This is a genomic window from Actinomadura luteofluorescens (assembly GCF_013409365.1).
GTDB lineage: Bacteria > Actinomycetota > Actinomycetes > Streptosporangiales > Streptosporangiaceae > Spirillospora > Spirillospora luteofluorescens.
The window spans coordinates 570,870-590,832 of the sequence record NZ_JACCBA010000001.1 but is presented as its reverse complement, the minus strand read 5'-3'; the positions used below and the strand labels follow the sequence as shown (position 1 = coordinate 590,832).

19 protein-coding genes are annotated in these 19,963 nt (G+C 70.3%); 14 read left to right on the top strand and 5 right to left on the bottom strand.

What is annotated here, in order from left to right:
- Nucleotides 1-2: 2 nt before the first annotated feature.
- Nucleotides 3-1,160 (bottom strand): hypothetical protein, encoded by a 1,158-nt coding sequence (locus BJY14_RS02565; RefSeq protein WP_179842098.1) that lies wholly within the window; start codon nt 1,158-1,160, stop codon nt 3-5.
- Between the two features lie 512 nt (nt 1,161-1,672).
- Between BJY14_RS02565 and BJY14_RS02560 the strand changes: the two genes are divergently transcribed.
- From BJY14_RS02560 to BJY14_RS02525, 8 genes are all read left to right on the top strand, one after another.
- Nucleotides 1,673-2,029: a TraR/DksA family transcriptional regulator gene (locus tag BJY14_RS02560; protein WP_179842097.1), complete on the top strand. Its 357-nt coding sequence runs from the start codon at nt 1,673-1,675 to the stop codon at nt 2,027-2,029.
- A gap of 289 nt (nt 2,030-2,318) precedes the next feature.
- Nucleotides 2,319-2,708: a hypothetical protein gene (locus BJY14_RS02555; RefSeq protein WP_218905018.1), complete on the top strand. Its 390-nt coding sequence runs from the start codon at nt 2,319-2,321 to the stop codon at nt 2,706-2,708.
- Nucleotides 2,705-6,394 (top strand): caspase, EACC1-associated type, encoded by a 3,690-nt coding sequence (locus tag BJY14_RS02550; protein ID WP_179842096.1) that lies wholly within the window; start codon nt 2,705-2,707, stop codon nt 6,392-6,394. Before BJY14_RS02555 ends, BJY14_RS02550 begins: the two co-directional genes overlap by 4 nt.
- Before the next feature lie 280 nt (nt 6,395-6,674).
- Nucleotides 6,675-6,842 (top strand): hypothetical protein, encoded by a 168-nt coding sequence (locus tag BJY14_RS02545; protein WP_179842095.1) that lies wholly within the window; start codon nt 6,675-6,677, stop codon nt 6,840-6,842.
- Between the two features lie 109 nt (nt 6,843-6,951).
- Nucleotides 6,952-7,470 (top strand): peroxiredoxin family protein, encoded by a 519-nt coding sequence (locus BJY14_RS02540; protein WP_179842094.1) that lies wholly within the window; start codon nt 6,952-6,954, stop codon nt 7,468-7,470.
- 2 nt (nt 7,471-7,472) lie between these two features.
- Nucleotides 7,473-9,299 (top strand): ABC transporter ATP-binding protein, encoded by a 1,827-nt coding sequence (locus tag BJY14_RS02535; protein ID WP_312878925.1) that lies wholly within the window; start codon nt 7,473-7,475, stop codon nt 9,297-9,299.
- Entirely contained in the window at nt 9,296-9,721 is a 426-nt protein-coding gene (locus BJY14_RS02530; RefSeq protein WP_218905013.1) for a S26 family signal peptidase, read from the top strand. Before BJY14_RS02535 ends, BJY14_RS02530 begins: the two co-directional genes overlap by 4 nt.
- Before the next feature lie 116 nt (nt 9,722-9,837).
- Nucleotides 9,838-10,314 carry a hypothetical protein gene (locus BJY14_RS02525; RefSeq protein ID WP_179842093.1) on the top strand — a complete coding sequence of 159 codons (477 nt, stop codon included), beginning with the start codon at nt 9,838-9,840 and terminating at the stop codon, nt 10,312-10,314.
- 203 nt (nt 10,315-10,517) lie between these two features.
- Here the strand turns inward: BJY14_RS02525 and BJY14_RS02520 are convergent, their stop codons facing one another.
- From BJY14_RS02520 to BJY14_RS02505, 4 genes are all read right to left on the bottom strand, one after another.
- Nucleotides 10,518-11,504, bottom strand: coding sequence for a DMT family transporter (locus BJY14_RS02520; protein ID WP_179842092.1), 987 nt, complete (start codon nt 11,502-11,504; stop codon nt 10,518-10,520).
- 629 nt (nt 11,505-12,133) lie between these two features.
- The gene (locus BJY14_RS02515; protein ID WP_179842091.1) at nt 12,134-12,367 is read right to left on the bottom strand and encodes a hypothetical protein; all 234 of its coding nucleotides are present in this window, start codon (nt 12,365-12,367) and stop codon (nt 12,134-12,136) included.
- Nucleotides 12,368-12,455: 88 nt separating this feature from the next.
- Nucleotides 12,456-13,469, bottom strand: a complete 1,014-nt coding sequence (locus BJY14_RS02510; RefSeq protein WP_312878923.1) for a 3-oxoacyl-ACP synthase III family protein — start codon at nt 13,467-13,469, stop codon at nt 12,456-12,458.
- Nucleotides 13,466-14,014 carry a GNAT family N-acetyltransferase gene (locus tag BJY14_RS02505; protein WP_179842090.1) on the bottom strand — a complete coding sequence of 183 codons (549 nt, stop codon included), beginning with the start codon at nt 14,012-14,014 and terminating at the stop codon, nt 13,466-13,468. The genes BJY14_RS02510 and BJY14_RS02505 overlap by 4 nt, the downstream gene beginning before the upstream one ends.
- Before the next feature lie 130 nt (nt 14,015-14,144).
- Between BJY14_RS02505 and BJY14_RS02500 the strand changes: the two genes are divergently transcribed.
- The 6 genes from BJY14_RS02500 to BJY14_RS02475 are packed head-to-tail and all read left to right on the top strand — an operon-like array spanning nt 14,145 to nt 19,923.
- Nucleotides 14,145-15,392 carry an acyl-CoA dehydrogenase family protein gene (locus tag BJY14_RS02500; RefSeq protein ID WP_246396441.1) on the top strand — a complete coding sequence of 416 codons (1,248 nt, stop codon included), beginning with the start codon at nt 14,145-14,147 and terminating at the stop codon, nt 15,390-15,392.
- Nucleotides 15,389-16,648: a class-II aminoacyl-tRNA synthetase family protein gene (locus BJY14_RS02495; protein WP_179842089.1), complete on the top strand. Its 1,260-nt coding sequence runs from the start codon at nt 15,389-15,391 to the stop codon at nt 16,646-16,648. Before BJY14_RS02500 ends, BJY14_RS02495 begins: the two co-directional genes overlap by 4 nt.
- Entirely contained in the window at nt 16,645-17,502 is an 858-nt protein-coding gene (locus tag BJY14_RS02490) for a 3-hydroxyacyl-CoA dehydrogenase family protein (protein WP_179842088.1), read from the top strand. The genes BJY14_RS02495 and BJY14_RS02490 overlap by 4 nt, the downstream gene beginning before the upstream one ends.
- 37 nt (nt 17,503-17,539) lie before the next feature.
- Nucleotides 17,540-17,842: a phosphopantetheine-binding protein gene (locus BJY14_RS02485; protein WP_179842087.1), complete on the top strand. Its 303-nt coding sequence runs from the start codon at nt 17,540-17,542 to the stop codon at nt 17,840-17,842.
- A 3-nt stretch (nt 17,843-17,845) separates the two neighbouring features.
- Complete coding sequence (locus BJY14_RS02480) at nt 17,846-18,889, top strand: TauD/TfdA family dioxygenase (RefSeq protein ID WP_179842086.1); 1,044 nt, start codon at nt 17,846-17,848, stop codon at nt 18,887-18,889.
- Nucleotides 18,889-19,923: a TauD/TfdA family dioxygenase gene (locus BJY14_RS02475; RefSeq protein ID WP_246395763.1), complete on the top strand. Its 1,035-nt coding sequence runs from the start codon at nt 18,889-18,891 to the stop codon at nt 19,921-19,923. Before BJY14_RS02480 ends, BJY14_RS02475 begins: the two co-directional genes overlap by 1 nt.
- The last annotated feature ends 40 nt before the right edge of the window (nt 19,924-19,963 follow it).

Below are 19,963 nucleotides of genomic sequence, written 5' to 3'. Positions count from 1 at the left end.
GGTCACCTCACGAGCAGGACGGCGCTGACGATCAGGGCCACGGCGAGGACCCCGAGGAGGAGGAAGAGCAGCGGGCCGTGCCCGCCGGGGGGCGCCCCGTCCGTTGCCGGGGGCCGGGCCGTCCAGGACGGCGCGACGGGCCCCGCCTGGGCCTGCTCTCGCGGCGGCTCGGCCGCGATCCGGCGGCCCTGGCGGAACGTCCGCTGCCGGCGGCGCAGCTCGCGGAACTCGGCCCGTCCGTCCTCCTCCGCGGCGAGCCGCCGGTCGCGGACGGCCGAACGCGGCCCGGCCTCGGCCCGCGTCTCCTGTTGAGCCGGGCGAGGGGGCGCCTGGGCCGGGGACGGCTGCCGCGGCGGGGCAGCCGTCTCGTGCCGATCCTCTGGGACGTGTCCGGACGGCGGCGGTTTCGGGCGGCTCCGCCACAGCCGGTCCTTGATCTCACCGGGGGAGACGCCGGGGCCGCCGGCGGCGTGGAAGGCCGGTTCGAGCGCCTGCGCGAGGACGGCGTCGACCTCGGCGAGCTCCGCGACGAGGGCCGCGGGCGTCCCGCCGCCGGGCGACCCGGTGGCGAGCCGGAGCAGCAGGAGGGCGGCGGCCTGGACGTCCGGGACGTCGCTGACCGGCAGCCCCGTCGGCGTGCCGAGCGCGGACCCGGCGAGCGCCTCGGGCGGCCCGAGCGGCTCCACGTGCCCGAAGCCGTGCAGCTCGACGCGCCGGCCGTCCCAGAACACGGTGTCCGCGGAGACGGCCCGGTGCGCGAAGCCGAGGTCGGCGAGGAACGCGAGCGCGCCGAACAGGTCGCGCGCCGCCCGGCCGAGCTGCACGTCGTCGAGCCGCGGCACCGGTTCGCACCGGGAGACGGGCACGCCGCGGCGGGTCACCATGAGGCATACGGGCCGCTGCGCCGCCTGGAAGCCGATCATCCGCCCGGCGGACGCCTGCCGCCCGCCGATCCGGTCGTAGACCTCGGCCTCGCGGCGCAGCAGCTTCGCCCCGGCGGGCGAGAGGGCGGTCTTGAGAAGGGCGTCGCGGTCGTCGGCGCGACCGTAGCGGTGGCTGAGGAGCGCGTCCTCGTGCTCCAGCCCGCCCCGCGCGAAAGTGACCGTGACCCGACCGGATTGCCCGAAAGATGACTTCTGTAGCGTGAATGTCTCTTCCACTGGCGCCCCCGCCCGTTCCGTGTAGATAGCGCCCCCTCGGGTGATATTTCCGGCCTGACGAATAAGTGATGCAGTGATCCGCTAGGTGTGACGCACGGAGTTGGAGGAAGGTTGCCGGTTTTTTCGGTTTGAGGTCGGCGCAGGCCAGAGCGAGACCGCCCTGCCGCAGCGGCCCGCCGGGCCGTCCGCCGGGCCGCTGCGCACCGCTCCTGGCCCCGACCCCCGCTCCGCCGCCCCTGACACCGCGACCGGACATGGACAGATTCACGGGAGTGCGTAAAACGCAATGGACAACGCGCCACAAAAATGCTCTAAAGCGGCGAACAGGCGCTCGCAACGACTTTTCACCCCATAAGAAGCCGTCCCCATACCGACGACCGGCATCGCGTCGATGAACCGCCCCGCCCCGAGGTCTCCGGCCCTGAGCCCCGATGATCGAGGGTGCTCCCGAGGCGGGTCCTCCGGGACGCCGACCGGGGAATGTGTCGTCTGGCCAGGGAGTTCTTCTGGTGATGAGCGACAAGGCGGATGTGGAGGCGGCGCGGACGCGCGAGGTGCTGGAGGGCGAGCGCGAGCGCACGCTCGCCGCCGTCCGCGCGCTCGACCGCGACCGCGAGGGGATCGTGGAGTCGGCCCGGCTGTCGGCCGTGGACGACGAGCACGACCCCGAGGGCGCGACGCTCGGGTTCGAGCGCGCCCACGTGGAGGCGTTGCTCGCGGCGGCCCGGGGCCGTCTCGACGACCTCGACCGCGCCCTCGAACGACTGGCCGCCGGAACCTACGGCATCTGCACCTCGTGCGGCGCCCCCGTAGGCGCCGCCCGCCTGGCAGCCCGCCCCGCCGCCGCCCGCTGCATCACCTGCGCCTGACCCCTCCCACCCCCCGTGGACCTGGCCGGAACGGTCGCACCGACCCGATGCTCCTCACCGAACGCGTCGAAGACCCCCGCTGCGCGCTGGCCCACCCCGTCACCAGGACCGAACGAGCCGTCCGCTGTCTCTCCAGGACCCGCGAGGCCGCCACCTCCCCCGTGGCGAGGAGGCGAGCGCTGGCCGGGTGTGGTCACAGTCGATGTCGTGATGTAAACACACGTAACAGGCTGTTGCGAAAGGGTGCTCTTGATCGGACTTTCCGGAGCGGCACAAGGGAGTGCACTGGATGGACCAGCAGGAGTGGCGGCTGCGGGTACTGGCGGGCGATGACACGCTCCGGCAGGAACGGCTCACCCGCGAACTGCACGGCGAACTGCTGAAGATCGACGGAGTCGGCGCCGGGTACGCCGACCCGCCCACTTCGCCCATCCCCGGCAGCAAGGGCGTCCTCACGGGTGAGTTGGCCCTGTGGGCGACGGTCGCCGCGTCCGGAGCGCAGACGACGAAGGTCCTGGTCGCGCTGATCCGGGAATGGAGTGCCCGGGAGCGTCATCGGAAGATCGAAGTCTCCTGCGGTGATGACTCCATCACCATCACCGGCCGCCCGGATCAAGCGCAGGAACGGATCATCGGCGAGTTCCTCGACAGGATCGACGGCGGGAACCGTCCAGAGTGAGCCGACCGAAGCGACGCAAAGCGCTGCTGATCGGCAATGAGAGGTATGACGACGGGAGGTTCGCTCCGCTCCCGTCCGTTCGTGCGGATCTCTGGCAACTCCAACAGGTCCTCCAGCACCGCGGCATCGGAGCGTTCCCGGCGGTCCGGCCAGTGGCCGATCTCACCGCCGACGACATGCGCCATGAGATCGCCGAGTTCCTCGACGGCTGCGACGAGGACGAGTTCGCGCTGCTGTACGTCTCGGGGCACGGCACCCGTCTCGTCCAGTCCGGCGGCGAGTTCCATTTCATCGCCAAGGACACCGACTTCGACCGCATCGCCGAGACGGCGGTGGGCGCGGGATTCGTCAACGAACTGCTGGAGGTGTGCGTCGCCCCGCAGAAGGTCGTGATGATCGACTGCTGCCGGAGCGGGGGCTTCGCGGTGGGGCTGCGCACCACTGACGGGCAGGGGCCCGGTACGGCCAAATCCGGCGAGGAGCCACTCCTCAGCAGCCGCGGTGTGTATGTGCTGTCCTCGTCCCGGGCAGGCCAGGACTCCTACGCACCGGTGCCGGCCGGCGACGAGGTGACCCCCTCGGTCTTCACCGGACAGATCGTTGAGGCGCTGCGTACGGGACGGGCGGGCAAGGACGGCAGTGGAGAGGTCTCGGTCGTGGACCTCTTCCACTACGTCAACCGGCGGATGAGGGGCGACGGCTCCGACCAGATACCCGTCGCGTCGTCCCTCGGGGTCGACGACCGGATCATCATCGCCAACTGCCCCCAGGGTCCGGCGCCGCAACTGGTGCCCTTGTCTCGTGGGCCCCTTACGGAAACGGCGACATGGTCGCCCGGCACCGGAGCGGGGTACTCCAAAGCCGCGGCACAACCCACCTGGTCCAGCCTGCTGGCCTACTACCGGGACTGCGTCATGGCGGACGGGAACGTCCCTGAAGCCATGTCCGTCAGTGACCATGGAAAGGCGTACGTCTGCCTCTCGGGCTCCGAGCGTCTGCTGGCCGGAGTCCTCGACGATGACCACGGCATCTCCACGCCCCCGGATGCGGAGAAGTTCGTCCAGCAGGCCATCGAGCAGGAGAGCGAACTCTGGGCGGGCTACCCGGCGGTGGTGACGCACGGGACGCGCAATGGTGGAGCCGCCTCCAACTTCGCGCCGTTGCTCGTGCGCGCGGTCGAGCCCGTCCACGTGGACGGGGAGATACGGCTGCGGCCGTTCGGCCCCGTGATTCCGCACCCGGGTCTGGCCGCCGAACGGCTCGGCGAGGACGCCGCCGCCCTCGCCGAGTCCTACCAGCCGACGTGGCACGCAGGGCAGCACGACCGCATGGCCGTCGACATCGTCCACCTGTTGCGCGACGAATACGCGCTGCCCGCCGTCCAGAAGATCGAGCCTGACCGGCTCTGCGATCGGATCGAAGTCGACACCCCGGTGAGCGGGGCACGCAACTCCGCCGTGCTCTACGCCGTCGCCCGGAATCCCGGCGCCACGGCAAAGCTCCTCAAGGACCTCGAGCACATCGAGCGGCACGCCGGGCAGATCAAGGTCACGGCGCTCGCCGCGCTGTCTCCGGAACCGGCGGAGCGCGCGCTGCCCGCCCCCGATCATCGACCACAGGACGTGCGGCTCGTCACCCCTCTGCCGGCCAACGAGTCGCAGGCGGAGATCCTGCGCTCGGCGATGTCCCATCGCCTCACCGTGGCGACCGGTCCGCCCGGCACGGGGAAGAGTCAACTCGTCGCCAACCTGGTCGCCACGGCCGAGGCCGCCGGAGAGAAGGTCCTGGTCGCCTCCACCAACAACCAGGCCGTGGACGAGGTGTGCGGACGATGCGAGCGGCTGGCGCCGGGCAGTGTCGTCCGCACGGGCTCGCGTGGCTACCGGGAAGACGAGGCCGCCGCGCTCGACTACCTGAGGACCGTTGAGCCGCCCGCGTCGAACCCCCGAACCGCCCAGGCCCGGCTGGACGTCGCCGGCGACCGGCTGCGGGCGGCCCGGCTGGAACTCGACCGCGTCGCGTCGGCGGAGCGGGCCCTCCGCGAGGCGGGGGAGGCCCGCGATGTGCACGCCGCCGAACTCGAAGCAACGGTGGCCGAACTCCTCGGACTCCTCCGAGACCATGACGGACCGGAAGCAATCGCTCGCAGGGCCGAACGCGCCGCCGACGCCAAGCTGCTGGGCGAATGGCGGCGCAAGCGACTGCTGCGCCGTCTGGGATTGCGGGTCAACTCCTCCGGGACCGAGGCCACCTGCCGCGCGCTCGCCCGTTTCGAGCATGCCGACGCCGCCTGGCAGAGCGTGCTGCCCCAGGCCGTGGGCGGGCCGGACGACGGAGCCCTCGCCACGCGACTCGCTACCGCCCAACGTGAAGTCGAGGAGACGGCCGCCGCACTTCTGGAAATCACGGTGCGTTCGTCCGCCAGGCACCACCGCCATCTCATCACCGAACTGATACGGGCCCAGAACGGCGATGGCAGCGACTGGCGCGCTGTGAAGAACGCGCTCACGGCCGTGCGCGGCTGGGCGGTGACCAGCCTGTCCGCACGCCGCTTCCCACCGGAGCCGGCGCTGTTCGACCTCGTCATCATCGATGAGGCGAGCCAGTGCGCGATCCCGCACGTCCTGCCGCTGCTTTTCCGCGCCCGCCGGGCGCTGGTCATCGGTGACGTCATGCAGTTGCCCCACGTGTCCCGGCTCAACGCGGAGCGTGAAGCCGTTCTCCGGCGCGAGCACGGCTTGCGACCCGAATGGCTGGAGAAATACCGTCTCGGCTTTCGGCGCTATTCGGCCTTCCACGCCGCCGAAGGATCCCTGGGAAGCGGACTTCTGCTCGACGAGCACTTCCGGTGCCACCCGCAGATCGCCGCCTTCGTCAACGAGCGCTTCTACGACGGGAACCTGAACGTCCTGACCGACATCCGCGGCCGTCCCGCCCTGCCCGCACGTCCTGCCATCCTCTGGTCGGACGTCCAGGGGCAGGCGCGAAAGTCCGGCACCTCATGGATCAATCCGGTAGAGATCGAGAAGGTTCTGGAATCGGTCCGCTACCTCCTGGAGAAGTTGCCCGGCGACGCCACCGTCGGAGTGGTCACGCCGTTCAAGGCGCAGGCCGAGATGGTGCAGCGGCGATGGGGAGCCGTCGACGGCCGGGTGCGCGTCGGCACGGTGCACACCTTCCAGGGAGGTGAGCGTGACGTCATGATCTTCTCGTTGGTGGCCGGTGAGGGCATGCGCCCGGGAACGATCCGCTGGATACAGCGCCAGTTCAACTTGTGGAATGTCGCGATCACGCGGGCCCGTTCGCACCTGATCGTGGTCGGCGACGCGGCACTCTGGGAAGGCCGGCGCGGCCTTGCGGCAGATCTGCGAGCGGCGGCCTCCGGCGAGTTCACCGCCGAGGGCGGGCAGGGCTTGGGCGACCTCCAAGCGCGGCTTTTCAGATTCCTGTCGAATCAGAACCCGGGCTCAGAGGTGGATCTCGGGGCCATCGTCAACGGCCACCCGGCCGACGCGATGGTTCGGACGGCCGACGAGGAGATTCCTGTCATCCTGGACCCGGGCCCACCGGCGGGTGTCGACGCCGCCCGGCATCTGCGCCTCATGCTGCGACGCCGTGATCTCCTCGGTCCCGCCGAGGGCATCACCGCTCGACGTCTTCCCGCATGGAAGCTCTACGAGGTCTGAGCCCCGGCGTCGCCCGCCATCGGACGGGCGCCGTGGAACGGCAAACTCTGGAGTTGTTGATCATTGCGGCGGCGGCGTTCAGCAGGATCACACAAAGATCATCATGTGGTTCGCCGGGGGTTGCGGTGTTCGCGGTACGGGGGGTGATACTTGGCCCAGCCCCGCGCCGGGGAATCAACCGGAGAACAAATGGCACCGGCCGCAGATTTCAGCGCGCGCACGGTCAGGTGGTGATTTGTTCTCTCCGGGTGTTCTCTGGCCATGACGAAAAGGAGATGCGATGAGTCGTCTCATCGACCGTGCGCTTGAGCGCATCGTCCCGAAGGCCACCGGATCGGCGTGCAGCGGCAACTACTTCTGCAACGCCAACGGGCACCCCGGTTACTGGTACCGGTTCTGCTGCGTGGACTCGGGCTGCAGCTGGACCAAGATCCGCAGCAGCTGCTGATCCGACCCGGGCGGCGGTGCGGCCGCGCCGCCGTCCGGCGGGCGAGAGGTCCGGCGGCGATCCCGGTCGTCGTCCGGCGACATGGTCCGATCTTCGCTAGGGATTCCTGATGCCATATCTTGCGGCGGCCGTCGTGCTGCTCGGTGCGCTGTGCCTGCTGAACCTGCTGCTGACGGTCGGCATCCTGCGCCGGATGCGGGCGGACGCGCTGCGGTCCACAGGCCGCGACGACGGGCTTTTCGCCCTGCGGCCCGGCGACCCCGTGGGCGAGCTCGCGGCGGTGACCAGCGACGGTGATCCGGTGACGCGCCATGACGTGACCGGCGTCGTCGGGTTCTTCTCCGCCGACTGCGAGGCATGCCATGATCTCCTGCCGTCCTTCGTCGAACGGGCTCGCGACCTGGGCAGGGAGAACGTCCTCGCGGTGGTCGGCGGTGACGACCCGGCGTCGGTGGCGGCCCTGACGCCCGTCGCCAGGGTGGTGCTCGCCGATCTCGACGGCGGCCCGATGGCCCGCGCGTTCCGGAACGAGTGGACTCCCGCCCTCTACGTGGTCGGGGAGGACGGGCGGATCGCCGCGACCGGCACTCGGATCGACCGGCTCCCGGTGCCGGCCGCCCGGGGCTGAGCGTGTCCGACGCCCCGGCGCCGGACCGGCGCATCGGGCCGCGCGAGCTGCGCGCCTCGGCGGCCGCGGCCATGGCGCTGATCGGACGGGCCGCCCCCGTGCGGGTTCCGCTCTTCCTGGCCCTCACCGTGGCGACGGCCGCGACGCCCGTCGCCACGGCCTGGCTCACCAAACTCGTCATCGACCGCCTGACCGGCGCGCACGGCCCGGTCGCGGGCCTGGCGCTCGGACTGGTCGCGGCGGGGACGGCGGCCGCGTTCCTGCCGCTCGCCGCCCAGTACGCACGGGCCCAGATCGGCCGGGCGGCCGGGGCGGCCGGCACCGACCGGCTGTTCGCCGCCGCCGAACGCCAGGTCGGCCTGCGCGCCTTCGAGGACCCGGCCTTCCAGGACCGGCTCCGGCTCGCGCAGCAGGCCGTCCAGCGCCTGCCCGAGATCGTGGACGGCTTCGGCGGGGGGCTCGGCGGGCTTCTGTCGCTGGCCGGCTTCCTCACCTCCCTCGCGCTTCTGAGCCCGGTGATGACCGGCCTGGTGCTCGCCGCCGCGTTGCCGGCCCTCGTCGCCGAGGTCCTGCTCACCCGTCGGCGCTCCGCCATGGAGTGGAGCATCGAGCGGTACCACCGCCGCGAGTTCTTCTACGGGCAGCTGCTCACCGGCACGGCCGCCGCCACGGAGATCCGGCTGTTCGGGATCGGTGCGTTCCTGCGTCTGCGCATGATGCGCGAGCGGCGGGACGCCGACCGGGCCACCCGCCGCATGGACCTGCGCGAGCTGCGCACCCAGGGCGGCCTGACCACGGTCAGCGCCGCGGTGACCGGCGCCGGTCTCTGGTGGGCGATCGGCGCGGCCCGCGACGGCGCGCTCAGCGCCGGGGACGTCACCATGTTCCTGGCCGCCGCCGCGGGCGTGCAGGCCGCGCTCGCGGGGCTCATCACGGCGGTGTCCGGCGGCCAGGCGCGGCTGCTGTCGTTCGCCCACTACGTCGCGGTCGTCGGCGCCGAATCCGACCTCCCTCGCGCGGAAGGCGCGGACGCGCCGCCGCTGCGCCGCGGGATCGAAGTGCGCGACGTGTGGTTCCGCTACGGCGACGGCCACCCCTGGGTGCTGCGCGGACTCGACCTGACGATCCCTCACGGCGACGCCGTCGCGCTCGTCGGCCTGAACGGCGCCGGCAAGAGCACGCTGGTCAAGCTGCTGTGCCGGATGTACGACCCGACCCGCGGGCAGATCCTCTGGGACGGCGTGGACCTGCGCGACATCCCGCCCGAAGCGCTTCGCACCCGGATAAGCGCGGTGTTCCAGGACCACATGAACTACGAGATGACCGCTCGCGACAACATCGCCCTGGGCGACCTGGCGTCCCTGGGCGAGCCGAGCCGGGTGGAGGCCGCGGCCGCCCTCGCCGGCGTCCACGACCGGCTGGCCGCCCTGCCCCGCGGCTACGACACGGCGCTCACCCGCATGTTCGCGCTCGGCGAGGCGGACGAGGTGACCGGCGTGGTGCTGTCCGGCGGGCAGTGGAAGCGGGTCGCGCTGGCCCGGGCGCTGGTCCGCGAGGGCCGGGACCTGATGATCCTCGACGAGCCCGGCGCGGGCCTGGATCCCGAGGCCGAGCACGAGGTGCACGCGCGGATGCGTGAGCACCGCCGGGACCGCGCCAGCCTGCTCATCTCGCACCGGCTGAGCGCCGTCCGCGACGCCGACCGCATCGTGGTCCTGCGGGAGGGGCGGATCGTCGAGCAGGGCACGCACGCGGCACTGATGGCCGCCGACGGCGGTTACGCCCGCCTCTTCCGGCTCCAGGCGTCCGGCTACCAGGAGGTCACGTGATCCGCCCCGCCCTCGCCGCCGGGGCGCTCACCGCGGCCGGGCTGCTGGTGCTCGCGGCCCGGCGCGGCCTCCTGCTGACCACCGTGGACGGGACGAGCATGGAACCCGCCCTGCGCTCGGGCGACCGCATCCTGGTGCGCCGAACCCGGCGGGTCAGACGCGGCCAGGTGATCCTTCTGCGTCCCGACGACCGGCCCCGGACCACGCTGCTGCTCAAACGAACGGTGGCCGTCCCCGGCGACCATGTGCCCGCGGGCTGGGCGGACCCGGACGTCGCGCGGATCGGCGGCGCCTCTGTCCCGCCGCGCACGCTCGTCGTGCTCGGCGACAACCGTCCGGTGAGCTGGGACTCCCGGCATTACGGATACGTCCCGCGCCACCGGATCGTCGGCGTCATGCTCTACCGCCTGTCCGGCCAGTGAGCACTCACCGGCAGGCGCACCCGCCACTGTCACGATCCGTATTGAGATGAACACTCTGCGGGCAAGAGGAAGGCGACCGTGACGCCACTGGAAACACTCGGGAAAAGGGAGAGCACTTGCGCGTCTTCACCATGGCTTTGGCCGGCGCGGCCGCCGCCTCCAGCCTTGCCTTCACCGCCGTCGAAACCGTCCAGCTCACTTCCCAGGGTTACGGTGCTCTGAGGATCGGTAGTTCCGAGCGGGCCGCTCTTCGCACCGGGATGCTGGTCCGCAAGTTCAGCGGACGGTGGTGCGACGGTTTCGACCTGAAGGGCCACCCCACGGGCCGCGACGACCTGTCGGTCTACATCTCCAAGAAGTACGGGGTCGCGATGATCCAGCCGCCCCGCCGCACCCGCACTCCGCGCGGCGTGCACGTCGGCTCCACGCTCTCCGGGGTCAAGCGCGCCTATCCCGGCGTCCGGCGCGACGTCCACGGCTTCTGGGGCGTCACCGCACCCCGCGACCACCGTGCGTCGTACCAGTTCGAAGTGGAACGCGGCCACGTCACGATGATGGCGCTGAACCTCAAGGACCAGGACTGCTTCAACTGATCGGCTCGGGGAAGACCGCGAGGTCTGGCGGCAGAGCCCAGGTCGCGGTCGTCGTCCCGGGTCGACGCCCAGATCGTTCCTGGCCCCCCACAAGTGCCGCACAAAAGGGTTCGGTGGGGAGGATTGCTCCTCCCCACCGACGGGTATTGGATCAGCCTTCTTGGGGCTTTTCCTCACTCCGGACGTGCGTGACGCACGTCAGTTCATCGGGCGATCCTGGCGGGAAGGCCGTCGAGGAACGCAGCGAACTTCGACGGCTTGTCCCCGTCCGGGATCCGGGCGCGCGTGGCGCCCACTTCCGCGGCGACGACCAGCCCGGCCCCGAACCAGTTGGCCAGGGACGGGAATTGGCCGGCGAGCATGCCGTCGACCATCGCCAGCCCGTTGTCCACGGGCATGACGCCGGCGTGGGTCGTGACCGTCAGGCCGCGCTTCCACGCCGCGTTGATCATCAGCAGGGCCACGACGCCGACGGCGCCGGAGACCGAGCAGACCCACCACGCCTGGCCGCTGACGTGGAGCAGCGCACTGGGCGCCTCCGCGGAGAAGAGCATCCCCGTGAGGAGGAGCACGGTGGGCAGCCGCGCCAGGGTCGCCACCGTGTTCACGTCCTCCCGCTGGAGGCCGGAGGTGGTGGTGGCGTAGACGTGGTAGGCGAGGGCCACCAGCCCGATGAGGCCGAAGCCCACGAGGTCGCCGGACCCGAGTCCGTCGACGAGGAGGAAGACGGACGCCGCGGCCAGGAACGGCGACGCGATCGTCCACTTCCTCTTCAACGTCCTTGCCTTCGCGGCGCGGCCGATCCTGAAGGTCATGGCGAACATCGGACCGAACACGAACGCCAGGCAGGTGATCGTCCCGTAGGGGACGAGCGTCATGGCCTCACGCGCTGCGACGAGGCTGACCACGCTGGATCCCCCGACGGCGAGCGCCCGCCACCACAGCGGCCATCCGGCGTTGAGCTTGGGCCGGACGACGCACCACAGCAGCGCAGTGCCCACAACGGTCTGCAGGAAGGAGGTCATGATGGGCCCCTCCTCCTTGATCACGTTGAAGAACAGCTGGAGGATGACGCCGGTCTCGCCGATCACGAGTGCTGCCACCAGGAAGGCGGCGAGCTTTCCCTGCGGCGGAACCGCTTCGCTGGGTTCACCCAGCTTGGCCGCTCCGTTCTCTTTGGTGAAGCCCATTTGGGGGACTCCCCTTTCGGTGCACGGTGCACCAGGAAGTCCCGGGTGTCCGCCCGGCTCTCCCTGGTTGCACCTAGCTGACAGTGCAACTCGCTGAGAGAGCCGTAACGGGCTCTTCTTTGAGTTTCAATCGGATGCTAACAGGATGATCGCTTCGTCGAAAGTGCTATTCTGTCAAGCGTGTAAGCCCCTCTTCATTGCGGCGGACTAGTCACCCGTCGGCAGGGGCGCACAGGAGCGGCGGATCGGCCTTAGCGGAGGGAACGTTCACTGGACGTCCCGCCCGGTGCACGAGGCCGGTCCGCCGTTTCTTGTCTTCGCAGCTCACGGGCATGACAGAGCATGAAACGGCGGGAATGGACGCCATTTTGGATCGTTCCTATATTGTCGGCCGAGTCGTCCTGAGGCTGGTCGCGTGCCGAAATGCTCGACTGGCGGCCGGGTGGTCCCTTGACGGTCCGGCGAGCAGGGCATGACCGTGCGATGGACCGGTCGCGCCTGTTCAGAAGATATTAGAACGGTCCAAAATACTGTCGCCGCTAAAAATCAGTTGTAGCGGGCCCGAAATGACCGCTTCGCTGCGCGATGGACGTCCCTGGCTTGGCGAAGCCGCGGCATCGGTGCCGGTATCAGCCGGTTCGGGGAACCTCGTCACTAACGGTTTCGCCGGCCTCGCCGGTGATGCGCCAGCCGGCGAGGCTGGACATGTGAACGACGCGCTTGTCGTCACGATGGAGTTCGTACACCCAGAGCGACAGTTCCAATTTGAAGACGGAGGCGACCAGGACGTAACGGTCGCCACTGCGGTCCTCGACGATCAGTGACGGGTGCACGGGGATGCGGATGTCGGCGGCCTCGGGCACGGTAGGAAACGGTGTCATCTCTCTCCGCCCTTCGAGCGTTGGCGAGACGGTCTTCTCTCCGGGCCGGGCGGCCGCGGGCCCACCGTGGTCAGTACCAGGTGAGGACCACGGACCCGGCGGTCATTCCCCCGCCGATGGAGGCGAGCAGCACCCGCTCGCCCCGCCGCAGAGGCCGCCTGGCGTGTTCCGCCGCGAGCGTGATCGGTATGGACGCGGCGGCGGTGTTGCCGTAGCGCGGCGCCGTGAGCGCGAGCTTCTCGCGATCGAGGCCCATCGCCGCGGCCAGCTCCTCGACGAGGCGGACGTTCCCCTGGTGGAACACGACTCTGTCGATTTCACTCAAGGAGACGCGGGCTTCCTCCAGTGTCCGGCGGACCACTTTCGGTACGAACTCCAGCGCCCATTCGCGGACGGCGCGTCCGTCCATCCTGAAGAGGTGCTCCCCGTCCGCCAGCCGATCAGGGGTGAGCGGCCTGTCGGTGCCCCCGCCCCTGATCTGGACGTGCGCGGCTCCCGCCCCGTCCGCCAGCAAGAATGATCCGCCCATGCCGTAGCCGTCCGGCACCCTGCCGACCAGTGCCGCACCGGCGCCGTCACCGAAGAGGCTGACCGTGCGCCGGTCGGTCCTGTCCACCACCGCGGAATACTTGTCGGCGCCGATGACCAGCGCCAGCCGGAGCCCGGGGCGGGCGGCGACGAACGCCTCGGCGATGGTGAGCGCGTAGAGGAAGCCCGAGCAGACGGCGTTGACGTCGAACGCGGGAACGTAGGCCAGCCCGAGTTCCTCCTGCACCAGCACGGCGGTGGACGGTTGCGGCCGATCAGGTGTGGAAGTGGCGACGATGACCAGGCCGATGTCGCTCCTGGTCCGCTCGTCGTCGAGAAGCGGGCGTGCCGCGTTGACCGCCAACCTCGACGTCGGTGTGCCGGCGGATGCGTAACGGCGTTCGAGGATGCCGGTCTTGCGCACGATCCACTCCGGCGCCGCTCCCGACCACGCCGCGATCTCGTCGTTGTTCACGATTCGCTGCGGGACGTAGCCGTTCACCGAAACGATGCCGGCGGCCATCCCGGACCGCGCCGCACTCCCGCCCTCGCTCACGTCTCGGTCACCTCGACCAGGCGCGGGGTCTCGCGGACATCGGCGCGCCGCTGGAGCAGCACACCCGACGGCTGGTCCGGCCGGTGGACGACCCGCACCAGTTCCCATCCCTGCCGCAGGTAGTAGTCCGTCAGGGGCGTGTTGCCGGTCCACGCGTCACCGCGGATCCAGTGCGCTCCCTCCCTGGCGGCCCGGGAGGCGGCCCAGTCCACCAGGTCGGCTCCGAGCCCGGTGCCGGCGTGCTCCCGGGATACAAGCGACAGGTAAATGTATCGATGGGGTTCGGCCTCCTCCTCCGGCAGCCAGAGGCCGGGCTGCGTGTGCGGCTTGATCGTCACCAGGCCGGCCGGTCGCCCGCGTTCGTCGATCGCGCACCAGGTCTGCCGGTGGTGGATGGACGCCAGGATGGCCGCCTTCATCATCTCGGGTTCCAGGCGGGGCTCCTGCCATTGGTCGATGCCGCGCCCGGCCAGCCATCTCAGGGTGCTGTCGTATATGTCCAGCAGCCCGCCGAGATCTGCCGGGGTAGCCATCCGCAACAGCACGTTTTCTCCTTAGTGAAGGCGCTCATCAGTTCTGGAGTACACGCCTACGGCCGCTTCAACAGATGCCTCAGGCGTGGCGGGCGGGCAAGTCCCGCGTTTGCGTGACATGCCTTGGGACGCGGTGACGGACATGCTCTGCATGTGGGTCGCCCGGCGGCACATGCGCGGCATCGTTCGCCATGTGCCGATCGCCGCCCATGCCCTCAGGAGGTACTGCGTGGATTTCGCGATAAGCCCGAGACAGCGAGAGCTGTGCGCAGAAACAGTTCGTTTTGCACGCCAGGAGTTGGGCGGACGCACCGACGAATCCGACAGGTCGGGGAGCCTCGACACCGAAGGCTGGCGGAAGGCCGCCGAGTTCGGGGCACTGGGCTGGCCGGTGCCCCGCGAGCACGGCGGTTCCGGGTTCGATCCGCTCACCTCGGCGCTGGCCTTCGAGGCGCTCGGCTACGGATGCTCGAACAACGGCCTGCTCTTCGCGATCAACAATCATGTCTGGGCCTGCGCGATCTACCTGGTCAAGCACGGCACCGAGCGGCAGAAGGCCCGCTGGCTGCCGGAACTGTGCAGGGGAGCGGTCGTCGGCGCGCACGCCCTGACCGAGCCGCAGGCGGGTTCGGACATGCTGGCGCTGGCCGCCACGGCGCACCGGGACGGCTCGGGCTGGGTGCTGAACGGGACCAAGACCTTCATCAGCAACGGCTCGTGTGCGGACCTCTTCGTCACGTTCGCGAGGACCAGTGAATCGGAGGGCCCCGAGCGCGCGCTGTCGGCGTTCCTGGTGCCCGCCGACGCGCCCGGAGTGCGGGTCACGCGCGAGCTGGAAAAGGCCGGTCTGCGCGGTGCCCCCATGGGGGAGATCCAATTCTCGGACGTCCGGCTCGACGCGGATCAACTGCTGGGCCGGGAGGGCGCCGGGTACCAGATATTCACGTCGACGATCGAGTGGGAACGCGGTTTCCTCTTCGCCAGCGGCGTCGGGACAATGCGGCGGCTGCTGGAGACATGTGTCGAGCACGCCGCGAAACGTGAGCAGTTCGACCGGCCGATCGGGTCATTCCAGGCCGTGTCCCACACGCTGGCCGACATGCGAATACGCCTCGAACTCGCGCAGTTGACGCTGTACAAGTTCGGCTGGCTGAAGCGGGAGGGGCGGCTGGCCATGCTGGAGTCGTCGATCCTCAAGCTCGTCGTCAGCGAGGGCCTGCTCGAAACCGCCCTGGAGGCGGTCCAGCTCCATGGCGCGCGTGGCTACCTCACCGAGGGCGGGATCGAACGGGAGGTGCGCGACGCGCTCGCCGGCACGATCTACGGCGGTACGTCGCAGATCCAGCGGTCGATCATCGCGAGCCTGCTCGGCCTGCCGGGTGCGCCATGAGCGCGCGGCCGAGCACGCACGGGCGGCCCGGAGCGAGCACGACGGAGCACACGATCCGGCTGCCGCGTCCGGTCCCCGCCGGACTCGCCGCCGAGCTGGCCAGACGGATCTTCTTCGTCTCCGAGAGCATCGCGAGCTTCCGGCTGCTGCGCGGTACGGACGACGCCGTGTACGCGGTGGCGCTGCGGACCGGCGCGGCCGAGCCGACCGCCGAGCTCGCCCGCAAGCTCCGGCACATGGTCGGCGCGGACGTCCTCGGCCAGCTGACCCGTCCCCCCAAGGTGATCTGGCGCTCGGCGCGCACGGCGGACACGTGGCCCGGCGTCTTCGAGGCGCTGGCGGACCGGGGCGCGGCCTTCGAGGCGGGCGAGGGCCAGGTCGCGGTCGGCGAGCCCATCCTGACGATCATGGACCGGTTCGACGGCATGCTGCGGGAGATCGCCGTCGCCGAGCTCGGCGCCACCGAGTTCCGCTATCCCACGCTCGTTCCCACCGGGGCCTTGCAGCGCAGCGGGTACTTCTCCGCGTTCCCCCAGCACGTCATGCTCGCCACCCGGCTGCGGGGCGACCTGGACGTCTACCGGAAGTTCACCGAGCGGGACGAAGGCGATGGAGACGTCGGCGAGGCGATGCTCGCCCACTGCCGCAACGCCGACTACTGCCTGCCGCCGACCATGTGCTACCACACCTTCCACCAGTACGCGGGGAAGCGGCTGCCGTCGCCGTCCACGGTGGTCACCGCCCGCGGAAAGTCGTTCCGGTACGAGGGCCGCTACCACGCCTCGCTGGAGCGGCTGTGGGACTTCACGATCCGGGAGATCGTGTTCATGGGGGAGCGTGACCGGGTCCTGGACGGCCGGCAACGCTTCCTGCGACGGGCCGTCGAGCTGGTGGAGCGGTTCGGCCTCTCCGGACGCTGCGAGGTGGCCACGGACCCGTTCTTCTGCGCCGCGGACGGCGCGGAGCGAGTCTCCGCGCAGCGGCTGCTCGAACTGAAGTACGAGCTGCGGCTGGACATCGCCCCGGACGCCACGGTCGCCGTCGGCTCGTTCAACTTCCACGAGCAGCACTTCGGAACGGCGTTCGACATCACCGGCGGCGACCGCGGGCCGATCTGGACCGGGTGCGTGGGGTTCGGGCTGGAGCGGCTGGCCTACGCCTTCGTCTGCCAGCACGGGCTCGACGAGAGCGGCTGGCCGGAAGAGTTCCTCGGCGGCGAACGCGGCCGCCCGCGCGACAGGGGAGTCGATCGATGATCAACGCGGTCGGAGTCGTCGGAGCCGGCACCATCGGCACCGGGGTCGCCCATGCCTTCGCCGAGGCGGGGTACCCCGTCGTCCTGGTCGACACCTCCGAGGAGGCGCTGAAGACCGCGAGGGAGACGATCGCGGGGAACGCCCGGCTGCTGCCCGTGGTGGTAGGCCGCGCCCCGACGCGCACGGCCGACGAGATCCTCGCCCTGATCACGCCGTCCACCGAGCTGGGGGACCTTCGCGACGTCGGCTACGTGGTGGAGAACGTGACCGAGAAGTGGGACGTCAAGAAGGACCTCTACCGCGATCTGGACCGCGTCTGCGCGCCGGAGTGCGTCCTCGCGGTCAACACCTCGGCGATTCCCATCACCAGGCTCGCGGGTCGCACGAGCAGACCGGACAAGGTGATCGGCAACCATTTCATGAACCCGGTGCCGGTCATGCCCCTCGTGGAGATCATCCGGGGCTTCCACACGAGCGACGCGACCCTCGAGTCGTCCCGGCGGCTGCTGGCCGGCATCGGCAAGGACACCATCCTCGTGGGCGACTCCTCGGGTTTCGTGACCAACCGCGTGCTCATGCTCACGATCAACGAGGCGATCTTCCTGCTGCACGAGCAGGTGTCCTCGCCGACGGACATCGACCGGCTCTTCAAGAAATGCTTCGGGCACCGGATGGGGCCCATGGAGACCGCCGACCTCATCGGCCTCGACACCGTCCTCTATTCGCTCGAGGTCTTGCTGGACGAGTTCAAGGACCCGAAGTACCGGCCGTGCCCGCTGCTGCGCAGGTATGTGGACGCCGGTCTGCTCGGGCGGAAGACCGGACGGGGTTTCCACGTCTATGACCACGACTGACGCCGGCTCGTACCAACGTGGAGGAGGACAGGGACACATGGACGGTGAACTCGGCGGGGACCTGCGGGGACCCGACGACGAGCGGGTGCTCGCCACGGTGCGGGAATTCGTGTCCCGGCACACCGGGGGAGCGTCGATCGCCGACGATGTCGACATCTTCGCCACCGGCTACGTCAGCTCTTTGTTCGCGGTGCAGATCCTCACCTGGGTCGAGCGCACCTTCGATATCGCGGTCGCCGGCGACGATCTGGACATCGCGAACTTCCAGAGCGTCGAGGCCATCACCCGGTTCGTGGCGGAGAAGCGGGCCGTCGCGTCGACCGGGACGATCGGAGGGTGACCGATGGCCAGTCACGCCGGACGGGTGCCGTCCACCGGCGCGGACGCGGCGGCCGGCGGGAAGCCGCGCCTGGTGCCGGTGGACGGCGTCGCCGACGCGGCTTCGGCGGCGACCTGGTTGGCGGACAACCGGGCGGAGATCCTGGCCGAGTTGCGCCGCCATGGAAGCCTGATGATCCGCGGGCTGCCGATCGAGTCGCCTGAGGATTTCGCCGCGGCGCGGGATGTGCTCCTCGAAGACCACCTGGAAGTGCCCAGGGAGGAGACGACCCCGCGAACCGGATACGGGAACGGGATCTTCTCGGCGACCGATCTGCCGCCGGTGCAGCGAATCCGGTTGCACTGCGAGGACAGCTACAGCGTCGTGTTCCCGGGAATCGTGCTGTTCTGCTGCCTGGTTCCGCCCGAGCAGGGCGGTGCCACCACTCTGGGCGATACCCGCCGGCTGCTGGCCGCACTGCCCGAAGATCTGGTCGAACGATTCAGGCGTCGCGGCTGGATGATCGTCCGGAATTTTCAGGAGCACGTGGGAATGCCGTGGCAGCAGGCCTTCGGCACCACGGACCGCGCGGCCGTCGAGTCGTACTGCGACCAGAACGAGCTGAGCCATGAGTGGCTGCCGGGCGACCGGCTGCGCACGAGCGGGGTCCGCTCGGCCACGCTCCGCCATCCGGTGACGGGTGAGGAGAGCTGGTTCAACCACGTCGCGGTGTTCAACGAGTGGACCCACGATCCCGAGACCAGGGAGATCCTGGTGGCCGCGTGCGGCGCGGACGGGCTGCCGCAGAACACCTACTACGGCGACGGTTCGCCGATCGACCCCGCGGACGTGGCCGTCATCAACCGGGCCTTCGACGAGGTGATGGTCCGCGAGAGCTGGCGGCGGGGCGATCTGGTGCTGGTGGACAACCTCCTGTGCAGCCACGGGCGTGAACCGTTCACCGGGGACCGCCGGGTCCTGGTCGCCATGGGGGAGCCGCGGCGGATGGCGGACTGCTCGCCGTCGGGGCCGATCGGTCCGGCGGCGTTCGGACCGGGGGAGGACTGATGGACGTGACGGTGAACGACCGGGCCATCGCCGAACTGGGCCTGTCGGTCGGCGAGTCCGGGCCGCCGATCGCGCGGGCGGACGGGACCGCGTCCATGGAGGACGCCCGCGCATGGCTGACCGAGCGACGCGGCGCGTTCCGTGCGGCGCTGGCCCGGTACGGATGCCTGCTGGTCCGGGGCCTGCCCATCGCGAGTGTGCACGACTTCGCCGGGGCGCGCGACGTCCTGCTCGACCAGAGGGTGAGCTACCGGGAGAAGGCGACGCCGCGCAGCGACTACGGGGAGGGGGTGCTGTCGTCCACCGACCTGCCCAGCGCGCAGGTGATCCGGCTGCACAACGAGAACAGCTACACCCTGGACTTCCCCGGGGTCCTGCTCTTCGGCTGCCTGGTGGCACCGGAGGAGGGCGGGGCCACCACCGTGGCCGACACCCGGGAGGTGCTCGCGAGGATCCCGGCGGAGCTGGCCGACCGCTTCCGGCGGCTGGGGTGGGTTCTGGCGCGCAACTACCGCGAGCACGTCTCCCTGCCATGGCCGACCGCCTTCGGAACGTCCGACCGCGCCGCGGTGGAGGACTACTGCCGTCGCAGCTCCATCGGGATCAGATGGCTGCCCGACGACGGTCTGGCGACGACGCAGCGGCGGGCGACGACGATCCACCATCCGGTGACGGGCGAGGAGGTGTGGTTCAACCACATCGCCTTCTGGAGCCGGCACTCGCTCGACCCCGACGTCCGGGACGTGCTCCTGAGCAGCTACGGACCGGACGGGCTTCCCTTCGACACGTTCTACGGGGACGGCAGTCCCATCGACGCCGAGGACGTCGCCGCGCTGAACGCCGCCTACGACGGCGCCCAGCGCCGGGAGCCGTGGCGGGCGGGCGATCTGCTGCTGGTCGACAACATCCTGTCCTGCCATGGCCGTGAGGCCTTCCGCGGCGACCGGAAGATCCTCGTCGCGATGGGCGAGCAGGTCAGCCTGGCCGACTGCCGGCCCACGGTGGAACCCGCGCCCGAACCGGTCGCCGGCTGAGTCCGGCGGCCCGCGGGCCTACGTACCGGTCGATCGCCAC

Excerpts from the sequence above, each read along its gene's own strand:
- BJY14_RS02475 (WP_246395763.1), top strand. The coding sequence starts at position 18,889 with ATGGACGTGACGGTGAACGACCGGGCCATCGCCGAACTGGGCCTGTCG.
- BJY14_RS02495 (WP_179842089.1), top strand. The coding sequence starts at position 15,389 with ATGAGCGCGCGGCCGAGCACGCACGGGCGGCCCGGAGCGAGCACGACG.
- BJY14_RS02500 (WP_246396441.1), top strand. The coding sequence starts at position 14,145 with ATGCTCTGCATGTGGGTCGCCCGGCGGCACATGCGCGGCATCGTTCGC.
- BJY14_RS02545 (WP_179842095.1), top strand. The coding sequence starts at position 6,675 with ATGAGTCGTCTCATCGACCGTGCGCTTGAGCGCATCGTCCCGAAGGCC.
- BJY14_RS02560 (WP_179842097.1), top strand. The coding sequence starts at position 1,673 with ATGAGCGACAAGGCGGATGTGGAGGCGGCGCGGACGCGCGAGGTGCTG.
- BJY14_RS02490 (WP_179842088.1), top strand. The coding sequence starts at position 16,645 with ATGATCAACGCGGTCGGAGTCGTCGGAGCCGGCACCATCGGCACCGGG.
- BJY14_RS02520 (WP_179842092.1), bottom strand. The coding sequence starts at position 11,504 with ATGGGCTTCACCAAAGAGAACGGAGCGGCCAAGCTGGGTGAACCCAGC.
- BJY14_RS02485 (WP_179842087.1), top strand. The coding sequence starts at position 17,540 with ATGGACGGTGAACTCGGCGGGGACCTGCGGGGACCCGACGACGAGCGG.
- BJY14_RS02480 (WP_179842086.1), top strand. The coding sequence starts at position 17,846 with ATGGCCAGTCACGCCGGACGGGTGCCGTCCACCGGCGCGGACGCGGCG.
- BJY14_RS02555 (WP_218905018.1), top strand. The coding sequence starts at position 2,319 with ATGGACCAGCAGGAGTGGCGGCTGCGGGTACTGGCGGGCGATGACACG.
- BJY14_RS02540 (WP_179842094.1), top strand. The coding sequence starts at position 6,952 with ATGCCATATCTTGCGGCGGCCGTCGTGCTGCTCGGTGCGCTGTGCCTG.